13 protein-coding genes are annotated in these 9,949 nt (G+C 71.8%); 3 read left to right on the plus strand and 10 right to left on the minus strand.

The window, feature by feature from the left end:
• Positions 1 to 236 precede the first annotated feature (236 nt).
• The 5 genes from VF542_RS18840 to VF542_RS18860 all read right to left on the minus strand — a co-directional run bounded on the left by VF542_RS18840 (position 237) and on the right by VF542_RS18860 (position 4,831).
• Positions 237 to 998, minus strand: coding sequence for a hypothetical protein (locus tag VF542_RS18840; RefSeq protein ID WP_408653236.1), 762 nt, complete (start codon positions 996 to 998; stop codon positions 237 to 239).
• Positions 995 to 2,002 (minus strand): ABC transporter ATP-binding protein, encoded by a 1,008-nt coding sequence (locus tag VF542_RS18845; protein WP_408653237.1) that lies wholly within the window; start codon positions 2,000 to 2,002, stop codon positions 995 to 997. Before VF542_RS18845 ends, VF542_RS18840 begins: the two co-directional genes overlap by 4 nt.
• Before the next feature lie 99 nt (positions 2,003 to 2,101).
• Positions 2,102 to 2,881 (minus strand): trehalose-phosphatase, encoded by a 780-nt coding sequence (otsB, locus tag VF542_RS18850; protein ID WP_408653238.1) that lies wholly within the window; start codon positions 2,879 to 2,881, stop codon positions 2,102 to 2,104.
• Between the two features lie 55 nt (positions 2,882 to 2,936).
• A complete protein-coding gene (locus VF542_RS18855) occupies positions 2,937 to 4,034 on the minus strand; it encodes an S-adenosylmethionine:tRNA ribosyltransferase-isomerase (RefSeq protein ID WP_408653239.1) in 1,098 nt (365 codons plus the stop codon).
• Positions 4,031 to 4,831, minus strand: a complete 801-nt coding sequence (locus VF542_RS18860; RefSeq protein ID WP_408653240.1) for an SDR family NAD(P)-dependent oxidoreductase — start codon at positions 4,829 to 4,831, stop codon at positions 4,031 to 4,033. The genes VF542_RS18855 and VF542_RS18860 overlap by 4 nt, the downstream gene beginning before the upstream one ends.
• 74 nt (positions 4,832 to 4,905) lie before the next feature.
• On the opposite strand from VF542_RS18860, the gene soxR reads away from it, so the two are divergent.
• Positions 4,906 to 5,385, plus strand: coding sequence for a redox-sensitive transcriptional activator SoxR (gene soxR, locus VF542_RS18865; RefSeq protein ID WP_408653241.1), 480 nt, complete (start codon positions 4,906 to 4,908; stop codon positions 5,383 to 5,385).
• Positions 5,382 to 5,783 carry a pyridoxamine 5'-phosphate oxidase family protein gene (locus VF542_RS18870; RefSeq protein WP_408653242.1) on the plus strand — a complete coding sequence of 134 codons (402 nt, stop codon included), beginning with the start codon at positions 5,382 to 5,384 and terminating at the stop codon, positions 5,781 to 5,783. Before soxR ends, VF542_RS18870 begins: the two co-directional genes overlap by 4 nt.
• Before the next feature lie 391 nt (positions 5,784 to 6,174).
• Here VF542_RS18870 and VF542_RS18875 read toward each other — a convergent pair whose 3' ends face one another.
• From VF542_RS18875 to VF542_RS18890, 4 genes are all read right to left on the minus strand, one after another.
• Positions 6,175 to 6,330, minus strand: a complete 156-nt coding sequence (locus VF542_RS18875) for a DUF1697 domain-containing protein (protein WP_408653243.1) — start codon at positions 6,328 to 6,330, stop codon at positions 6,175 to 6,177.
• A gap of 19 nt (positions 6,331 to 6,349) precedes the next feature.
• On the minus strand, positions 6,350 to 6,718 hold the full coding sequence (locus VF542_RS18880) for a VOC family protein (RefSeq protein ID WP_408653244.1): 369 nt from the start codon (positions 6,716 to 6,718) through the stop codon (positions 6,350 to 6,352).
• A 71-nt stretch (positions 6,719 to 6,789) separates the two neighbouring features.
• A complete protein-coding gene (locus tag VF542_RS18885) occupies positions 6,790 to 7,134 on the minus strand; it encodes a rhodanese-like domain-containing protein (RefSeq protein WP_408653245.1) in 345 nt (114 codons plus the stop codon).
• Between the two features lie 370 nt (positions 7,135 to 7,504).
• The gene (locus VF542_RS18890; RefSeq protein WP_408653246.1) at positions 7,505 to 8,584 is read right to left on the minus strand and encodes a cobalt-precorrin-5B (C(1))-methyltransferase; all 1,080 of its coding nucleotides are present in this window, start codon (positions 8,582 to 8,584) and stop codon (positions 7,505 to 7,507) included.
• 108 nt (positions 8,585 to 8,692) lie between these two features.
• Here VF542_RS18890 and VF542_RS18895 point away from each other — a divergent pair, with 108 nt between their 5' ends.
• Positions 8,693 to 9,442 (plus strand): cobalt-precorrin-6A reductase, encoded by a 750-nt coding sequence (locus tag VF542_RS18895; protein ID WP_408653247.1) that lies wholly within the window; start codon positions 8,693 to 8,695, stop codon positions 9,440 to 9,442.
• A gap of 100 nt (positions 9,443 to 9,542) precedes the next feature.
• Here VF542_RS18895 and VF542_RS18900 read toward each other — a convergent pair.
• Positions 9,543 to 9,949: SAM-dependent methyltransferase (locus VF542_RS18900; protein WP_408653248.1), on the minus strand; the 407-nt coding region annotated here is incomplete at its 5' end.

The following is a 9,949-nucleotide window of genomic DNA, read 5'->3' on the forward strand; positions in this document are numbered from 1 at the left end:
GTCGAGGACTGCGCGGTCACGTCGTCGGCCACCTTCTCGGGAGTTCGCGTAAGCCTGCTGCGGGAGGCACCCACCGGGGCGACACCAACCACCTACTGGCCAGGGCCGTGACCCGATGAACCAGCGTACGCGTGGACCTCATCGGGCCGCACCGCCGCGGCCCGATCGGATCGGGAGTAAATCGGTGCGGTTGCTCACAACCGTAGCGATTACCCCCGCTCAGCTGATGTCGCGGCTCAGCTGATGTCGCGGCTCAGGCTGAGGCGGCCACCGGCAACCAGCAGCGCCAGCGACCAGACCAGGAACAGCACGCCGCCGGCTGCCGGGGCGAGCAGGTGCACGTCGCCCGGCATGCCCTCGATGTGACCGTTGGAGTTGAAGGCCTTGACGGCGCCGCCCGGGGTGTAGGCGTATCCCTTGCGTACCCACGGCACGTAGTTGAGAACGTTGTCCAGGATGAAGAAGTAGACGATTCCGAGGACCATCGCTGCCGCCTGGTTGCGCAGCATCGCGCCCAGCCCCAGCCCGAACATGCCGGTCAGCACCAGTGTCAGGAAGGCCTTTGCGACGCCGCCGGGCACGCCATGGCTGTACTCGAGCGGAACGCCTACCGCCGACAGCCAGATGATCACGATCGCGAAGTTCAGCGCCACGCACACCAGCGCGTAGCCGATCGCGAAGAGGGCGTACGAGGCTGCCTTGCCGGCCAGCAGCCGCCACCGGTTGGGGGTTGCCAGCAGGGTCGGGGTGATGGTCTTGTGCCGGAACTCGGTGGTGAGGCCGAGCAGTCCGAGCACCAGCAGCGCGATGCCGGCGCCCTGGGACTGGGTGAAGAGGCCGTAGTAGTCGACCGGGGCGCCGTCGTCATGGTCGTTGATCGCCGTCACCACCATCCCGATGCTGCCCAGGGTGGTGAAGGTGGCAGCGAGCAGCAGCATCCAGAACCAGACCTGGGTGCTGCGGATCTTGAGGACCTCGGAGCGGACCAGATTGATCACCGGAGGCCGCCGTCCTGCTGGTATGCCCGGTTCGGGACCTGGGAGTGCCCCGGCGGCTCCAGGTCCGCGCCGCGGTGCTCGCCCTCGGTCAGGCTGAAGAACAGCCGTTCCAGGTCGAACTCCTCCAGCCGCAGCTCGTGCAGCTCGACGTTGTGGACGAACGCCAGGTGACCGACCTGCGCCAGCTGATCGGTACGCACCCGCAGGCTGCCGTCGGGCTCGGTGCTGCCGCCGTAGCCGGCGCCGGCCAGCGCCTGCTGCAACGGTGCCAGCGCCGGCCCGCGGACCACGGTCACCGCGGTGCCGGCCGACAGCTCGCCGAGGGTGCCGGCCCTGACCAGCTTGCCCCGGTTGAGGATGACCGCCCGGTCCGCTACCTCCTGCACCTCGGCCAGCTGATGGCTCGACACCAGGATGGTGCGGCCCTCGCCGGCCAGGTGCCGGAAGAACCCGCGCAGCCAGCGGATGCCTTCGGGGTCCAGGCCGTTGGCCGGCTCGTCCAGGATCAGCACCCTGGGGTCGCCGAGCAGCGTGCCGGCCAGGCCCAGCCGCTGCCGCATGCCCATCGAGTAACCCTTGGTCTTCTTCTTGGCCACCTGGCCCAGGCCCACCAGATCCAGCACCTCGTTGGCGCGGCGGGCGGGCAGGCCGGCGGCGGCGCAATAGATCCGCAGGTGCTGCAGGCCGGTGTGGGCGGGGTGGAAGCTGGCCGCCTCCAGCGCCGCGCCGACGGTCTGCAACGGCCGGGTCAGTGACTCATACGTCACGCCGTTGATGGTCGCGGTACCCGAACTCGGCTGCACCAGGCCCAGCAGCATCCGCAACGTGGTGGTCTTGCCGGCACCGTTCGGGCCGAGGAAACCGGTCACCGAACCCGGCTCCACGGTGAAGCTCAGCGAGTCCACGGCCCGCTGGTTGCCGAAGACCTTGGTCAGGTTGTCCACCACGATCCGCCCGTCGGGGATCTCGCGGTCGCGGCCGGCTGGTTGCTGGGACACGGTCATGGGCACATCAGACCATCAACCGGCGCTCCGGCGTGGCAGCTCGGCCGGGGTGAGTCTCAGCCGGCTGCCAGAGGCGTGGCAGCTCGGCCCGGATGAGTCTCAGCCGGCTGCCGGCAACTTCGCCAGCAGCTCGGCCAGCTCAGCGGGTGAGCCCACCGCGCCCTCGGCCGCCTGGCGCAGCTCCGGCAGTTCGCCGACCGCGATGGTCAGGCCCGGCCGGCCGGTGGCCCGGGCCCAGGCCGTCACCGCCGCCACTGCCGGCAGGTCACCGAGGTCGTCGCCTGCGAACAGCGCCGCCGAGGTGTCCGGGGTGAGCAGGTGCTCCAGCGCGGTGGCCTTGGACAGGTCGGGAATCCGGATCTCGAGCACCAGCTTGCCCGGGTGCAGTTCCAGGCCCTGCTCGGTGACCAGCGGCGGCAGCCGGTCCCCGAGTTCGGCGAGCACCCGGTCCGGGTCGGCGGCCTGGCGGGCATGTACCACCAGCGACAGCCGCTTGTCCTCCAACCACACCCCGTCGGCCGTCTGGCGCAGCAGCGGCGGCAGGCTCTGGCGCAGCACCGCCAGGCCCGGCGGCTCGTCCCGGGTCCGCAGCCGGCCGTGCTGCCAGGTCTCGGCGCCGTGCAGGCCGCTGACGATCACGTCCGGAATGGCCTGCAGGCCGCCGAGCTCGAGCACCGTCGTGGCGGCGCGGCCGGTGACGATGGCGATCCGCGCCCCGGCCCCTGCCAGCCGGGCCAGGGTGTCGATCACCCCGGGCACCGGGCGGGCGGCGTCGGGATCTCTGACGAGCGGTGCCAGGGTGCCGTCGAAGTCCAGCGCGATCAGTGCGCCGGGCAACCGCGCGGCGATCGCGGCCAGCCGGTTCGGGTCGGGGTGCATGCCTCAAGACGGTAATCGGCGGCGGGACGAAGCCGGACGGCCCGTCAGCCCGCGATCAGCGCCGGTTGCCGAGCAGCAGGCAGGAGTCGCCGAACTCGTGCCAGAGATAGCGAGCCTCCACCGCCGCGTCGTAGGCCTGCTGTGCCAGCCGGGCCCCGGCCACCGACTCCACCAGCAGCAGGTGCGAGGCGTCCGGATTGTGCAGGCCGGTGATCAGCCCGGTCACCGCGCGGGCCGGGTGTTCGGGGGAGATGACCAGTTCGGTCCAGCCGCGGGCCGGGCTGAGCCAGCCGTCCGGTCCGGCTGCGGATTCCAGGGCCCGGGTCACCGTGGTCCCCACCGCGACCACCCGGCCGCCGTTGACCCGGCTGGCGTTCACCACACGGGCGGTGGCGGCCGGAACCTCGAATCGTTCCGGCTGCGGTGGCTCGCCGGCGTCCTGGGAGGAAACGCCGGTGTGCAGGGTGATCGGCGCGAAGGCGATTCCCCGGCTGACCAGGTCGGTGACCAGTTCGGTGGTGAACGGCCGGCCGGCGCTGGGCATCTCGGCGCTGCCCGGATGCTGGGCGAACACCGTCTGGTAGTCCGCCAGCGGCCACTGCCCGTGCAGGTAGCCATAGCTGATCGGCCGCCCGTGGCGCAGCAGGTAGTCCGAGAACGGCTGGTCACTGGTCACCTCGGCCCGCCACAGCCGGTTGCCCCGACCGGTCGGTGACGCGGCGCGCCCGGGATAGGGCTCCAGCAGCCGTGCCCGGGTGCCTGCGGCCAGGGCGATCACCTCGCCCGGCCGGGCGGTCAGCACCGGCAGCGCGCCGTCCGGGGCGGTGCGCAGCTCGATCACCCAGCTGCCGTCCTCCAGCGGGCTGGCCACGTGCAGGACCACCGGCCAGCCGCCGTCGGCGGTCCCGTCGACCTCGCCCGCGATGGTCTTCGAGGTGTTGACGACGATCAGGTCGCCGGGCGCCAGATGCCGGCCGAGCTCGTGGAACCGGCTGTGGGTGAGCCGGACGCCGCCGCGTTCGGCCGGCGCGGATTCGGCGACCAGCAGCCGGACGCCGTCGCGGCTGAGCCCCCGGTGCTCGGGCGGCTCGGTCGCGGTGAGGTTCTCCGGAAACGCGAACCGGGTGGTGGGTGCGTAGGCCTGCATGGTCATCGCGACACCTCCTGCACGGCGTTCTGCACGGCGTTCTGCGCGGCGTTCTGCACGGCGTTCTGCACGGCGGAGGCCAGGTCCGGGCTCGCGGAGCCGTCCGGGACCACCGCGCCGAGTTCGGGCGCGACGCTGGTGTAGCGGCCGCTCGGCGGCCGGCTGTCGATCAAGCGCAGCAGCGCCGGAAGCACCGACTCCGGCACCGGCCGGTCGCTGATGTCCTCGCCGGGGAAGGCTGCCTGGTGCATCTCGGTACGCATGTCGCCGGGATCGAAGCTGTACCACCGCAACCCCGGGTTCTCCGCGGCCAGGGTGGCGCTCAGGTGATCCAGCGCCGCCTTGGAGCCGCCGTAGCCGCCCCAGCCGGGGTAGTGGGCCACCGCGGCGTCGGAGGAGAGGTTGACGACCAGGCCGCCAGCCGCGGCAAGCGCCGGCAGGGTCAGCTGGATCAATGCCAGCGGTGCCACCAGGTTCACCCGCAGGATGTCGCTGAGCTGGTCCGCGGTCAGTTCGGCCAGCGGCGGCAGCGGGGTCGGGCCCAGGGTGCTGGCGTTGTTCACCAGCAGGTCCAGCGAGCCGAATTCGGTGACGGCCTCGGACAGCCGGCGGCGATGCTCGCCGTCGCCGACGTCCCCGGCGATGGCGCGCACCTGGCACGAGGGGCTCAGCTCGTCGGCAAGCCGGGACAGCCGGTCGGGGCGCCGGGCATCGATGACCAGGTTCCAGCCTCGCTCGGCCAGGCCCCTGGCCAGGGCTCGTCCGAGACCGGCAGAGGCGCCGGTGATCACAGCGGTGGGCATATCTTCCTCCAGGAATAGGGGTGTTCCCACATCTTTAAAGTTGAAGTCCGCTTTAAGTCAAGTAGGATGCGGGAGTGGAATCGAAACAACTGCTGACGGTGTCGGAAGTGGCCAGGCGCAGCGGGTTCGCAGCGTCGGCGCTGCGGTACTACGAGCGCGAGGGCCTGATCCGGGCCACCCGGACCGGTGGCGGCCAGCGCCGCTTCGAGCGGAACGTGCTACGCAGGCTGGCTTTCATCCGAGCGGCCCGCAACGTCGGCCTGAGCCTGGACGAGATCCGGGTGGAGCTCGCCGACCTTCCGGACCTGCGAACGCCGACCAGGGCTGACTGGGGACGGATATCGCGCTCCTGGCGGCAGCGGCTGGACGAGCAGATCAATGCTCTGCAAGCGCTGCGTGACGGGCTGCAGTCCTGCATCGGCTGTGGCTGCCTGTCGTTACGATCGTGCGCGATGTCCAACCCCGGCGATGTGGCGGCCACCCGCACCGACGGCACGGGCGCGGTGTACCTGCCGTCGCTGCTGCGCCAAGCACCTGAAGGAGACCAGAGGTGACGGCAGACCTGACCGGCCGCGGTGCGGAATTCCTGGAGTTCTGGCGCGAACGCCGGCTTGCCACGCTCAGCACGGTGCGCCGGGACGGCACGCCGCACACCGTTCCGGTCGGGGTGACGCTGGACGCCGAGGCCGGGCTGGCCCGGGTGATCACCTCCGGGGATTCGCACAAGGCACGGCAGGTGCTGGCCGCCGGACCCGCCGGTGCCGCCGTGGCGATCTGCCAGGTCGACGGGCGGCGCTGGTCGACGTTGGAGGGACGGGCGATTCTCAGGGCCGACCCGGAGTCGGTGGCCGACGCCGAACGGCGTTATGCCGAGCGCTACCGGCAGCCGCGGGTCAATCCACGACGGGTCGTTCTGGAGATCGCCATCGGCCGGGTGCTGGGAACCCTCTGAACGGCTCGCCCTCAGCCGCTGCGGGTCAGTTCGCTCAGCGCGGTGACCGTCCGCCAGTTCCGGGTGGTTGCCACGGTGGCCAGCCGCGACTCCAGACAGCTGTTGTTGAGTTTGGTCCGGCTGTAGCCGGCCGGGCAGTGCAGGTGGATCTGCCTGCCCTGCCAGGAGAAAGTGCCGATCTCACCGGCCGGTACCTGCAGCCCTTCGATCCGGTCCGGTGCCGTGGATCGGCGAGAAAGGTGACGTGCAGCTGGCCGGGTCCGATTCGCGAGCCAGGTGAGGGTTACCGGCCAGCACGCCGGCCAGCTCCTCGCCGGTCCGCAACAGCACCCGCGTGCTCACCCCCAGGCCGGCCAGTCCCTACTCGATCTCCTGCGCCAACCGTGCCAGGTCAGTCGCGCAATGGTCGAAGACGGCGTTGCCGCTCTGCAAGGTAGGTACGCACCTGCTCGCCGCCGAGGTCGGACAGCAAGGCCCGCAGGTCGGTCATCGCGAGCTTGTTCTTGCCGACGTCGACGCTGCGCAGCAAGGCGGCATAGGTCGTCATCGGCGGCGGCCCGCCATGCTCAGCCTCGGGCGCACAGGCAGAGCGGATGGCCGGCCGGGTCCAGCAGCACCACGACCTGGTGCGGGGGGTTGGGCTGGAAGTCGGGCCTGCTGGCTCCGAACTCCAGGGCCGCCGCCTCGGCGTCCCGCAGGTTGTCGACGTAGAAGTCCAGGTGCGACTGCTGTGGGCGCTCGGGATCGGGCCAGGTCGGTGGCCGGTGGTCGGCGACCTTCTGGAAGTAGAGGGTGGGACCGCCGGCAATCTCGATCGCGGCGTACTCGTCGGTGCTGTAGGTCACCTCGCCGCCGGTGAGCTTGCCGTAGAACTCGGCCAGTTCCGGCGGGTTTGCGCAGTCCAGGTTGACCGCGAGGAATTCGGCGATCGGCATGCTGCACTCCTCGACTCAAAAGTTGCTGGAGCTGGCAGTCTAGGACGCCGGGCTGCCGGCCGGCGCCCGGCTCAGATCACCTCACCGGGTGCGCCGGCGTCGTCGACCACCGGCAGCCCGGCGGCCTCCCACGCGACCATCCCGCCGCTGAGGTTGAGGGCGTTGAAGCCGGCCCGGTTCAAGGCGTCCGAGACGGCCCCCGATCGCCCACCGCCGTGGCAGACGCAGATCACCGTGACGTCCGGCGGGATCTCGGAGACCCGTCCGGAGAGCTCCGACATGGCCAGGTGCCGCGCCTGGGGGGCATGCCCGGCGTCCCACTCGTGCTGCTCGCGGACGTCGAGCAGGACGGCATCGCCGGTCAGCAGTTCAGCGGCGTCGGCCGCCGAGATCTGGGAGGTGGCATCAGAGAACATGCCAGCAGGTTAATCGGTCCGCGGCTCCGCCGCCCGGGCCCTCCTGAACGGGTCTTGCCGGGGTTCGCGGATGGCCGCTCTCGTCCCGGCGTTAGGGTGGAAGCCGCTGGGCAGAAGCGACGTGCGCGGTCGCGGGAGTGACCGATGCCGAGCCACCCCGACGACGACGCGCTGGCGCACCGGACCGAGCAGGAGCGGGTCGTGGTGGGCATCGACGACTACGACCCCGACACGCTCCCCGCCGCGGAGGACTGAGCGCCGGGCTGGGAGCCCGATCCGCTGGCAATCAGGTGGGGCCGGCGCTCAGGCCCGAGCCGGGAGCCCGCGCGCCGGCAATGAGGCCCGGCTGGCGATGAGGCCCGGCTGGCGATCAGGCCCGGCCTGCTCGGCCGACCACGGCTCCGGCACGGTCGATCACCACGATGTCGACGGCGACCGGGGCGTCACCGAGTGCCTGTTCGGCGGTCTGCCGAGCACGGTCGGCGATCGCGTCGCCGATCGGCACCCCGGCCCGCTGGCAGATCTGCAGCGCGTCCAGCGCGGAGTTGGCTGCCAGCACCTCCTCGGCCACCGAGGCCCGACCGCCGGCCGAGCGAGCCAGCTCGGCAAGGAACCGCAAGTCGACCTGGGACCGGCCGGAGTGCAGGTCCAGGTGTCCGTCGGCGAGCTTGGAGAGCTTGCCGATCCCGCCGGCGATGGTCAGCCGCGGGATCGGGTTGCGCTTGAGGTACTTCAGCACCGCGCCGGCGAAATCCCCCATGTCCAGCAGGGCGTCCTCGGGCAGCCCGTACAGCTGGGCCGCGACCTTCTCCGAGGTGCTCCCGGTGCAGCCGGCGACGTGCTGGTGGCCGGCGGCCCGGGCGACGTCGATGCCGCGCCTGATGCTGTCGATCCAGGCCGCGCAGGAGTAGGGCACCACGATGCCGGTGGTTCCCAGGATCGAGATGCCGCCCAGGATGCCCAGCCGGGGGTTCCAGGTGTGCTTGGCGATCTCCTCGCCGCCGGCGACCGAGATCTCGATGACCAGGTCGGGAACGGTGCCGCCGGCGAGCTCCGTGACGGCCGCCGTCATCAGCCGCCGCGGCACCGGGTTGATGGCGGGCTCGCCGACGGCCAGCGGCAGGCCGGGCTTGGTCACCGTCCCGACGCCTGGTCCGGCCACGAAGCCGACTCCCGAGCCGGGCGGTCCGGGCCGGACGGTGGCGGTGATCAGCGCGCCGTGCGTGACGTCGGGGTCATCGCCGGCGTCCTTGACGATCGAGGCGCTGGCCCAGCCGTCGCCGAGCTGTTCGCGTGCCAGCGCGAACGCCGGCTGCTGGCCCTTGGGCAGCGTGATCCGCACCGGGTCTGGAAAGCTGCCGGTGAGCAGCGCGGTGTAGGCGGCGGCGGTTGCCGCGGTGGCGCAGGCGCCGGTGGTCCAGCCGTAGCGAAGGCCGCTGGGTGTGGTCATCGGGTCCTAGCATGCCCGAGGCAGCGCTCGATACGAAGCTCGATACGAAGCTGGACACGAGGTGGCAACGAGCTGGCAACGAGAAGCCGGCGACGGAGGGGGTGACCGGTGGCGCGGGTGTTGATCCTGGGCGGGACCGCCGAAGCCCGGGCGCTTGCCACCGCACTTGCCGGCCTGCCCGGGGTGCGGCCGATCTCCTCGCTGGCCGGCCGGGTGGCCGCTCCGGCGCTGCCCGTCGGGGAGGTCCGGATCGGTGGGTTCGGCGGAGCCGCCGGGCTGACCCGCTGGCTGGCCACCGAGCGGATCGCGGCGGTGGTCGATGCCACCCATCCGTTCGCGGCGACCATCAGCTGGTCCGCGGCCGAAGCGGCGCTCGCCACCGCAATCCCGATCCTGGCGTTGCGCCGGCCGGGCTGGAGCCAGCGCCCGGACGACGACTGGCGCCGGCAACCGTCGGTGGCCGCTGCCGCCGCGGCCCTCAACAGCTTGCCCGAATGGGTCTTCCTGACCATCGGGCGCACCGAACTGGCGCCGTTCGCCGGGCTTGATCGGCACTGGTTCCTGATCCGCAGCATCGAGGCTCCGCAGCCGCCACTGCCAGCACGGCATGAGGTGCTGCTGGCGCGCGGGCCGTTCTCGGTGCGGAGCGAGATCGAGCTGATGCGGGCGCACCGGATCGAGGTGCTGGTCACCAAGGACAGCGGCGGCCCGCTCACCGAGGCCAAGCTGGTCGCGGCGCGCGAGCTCCGGATGCCGGTACTGCTGGTCGAGCGCCCGCCGGTGCCGGACGTGCCCGCGGTGGCGACGGTCGAGCAAGCCCGGGACTGGGTGGCCGCGCTGGTGGGGCCGCCGGCCTAGCCCGAGCCGGCCAACCGAGGTAGCTCCGCCGGGGTAGTGCCGCGCGCGCGACGACGGGCTCAGCCGGGAGGCGGTCCGCTGGAGTCCGTCGCTGAGTAGCTCAGCCGGGATAGTGCCGCGGCGTGTACACGGTCGGTCGGCCGTCCGGCCGGTAGCGCACCCGGGTCTGGGACGAACCGATGATCAGCAGGCATCGCATGTCGACCTGCTCAGGGTCCAGGTCCGCCAGCCGCAGCACCCGGACGGTCTCGGCCGGACCGCCGACATCGCGCCCGATCACCACCGGGGTGTCGGGAGAGCGGTGCTCCAACAGCAGGCTGCGGGCCTTCTCGACCTGCCAGGTCCGCGACTTCGACGCCGGGTTGTAGATCGCCAGCACCAGGTCGGCGCGCGCGACCGCGGTCAGCCGCTCGGCGATCACCTCCCAGGGCTTGAGCCGGTCCGACAGCGACAGCACGCAGAAGTCGTGCCCGAGCGGCGCGCCGGCCCGGCTCGCGACGGCCTGGG

Origin of the sequence: Jatrophihabitans sp. (genome assembly GCF_036389215.1) — a bacterium.
Classification (GTDB): Bacteria; Actinomycetota; Actinomycetes; order Mycobacteriales; family Jatrophihabitantaceae; genus Jatrophihabitans_A.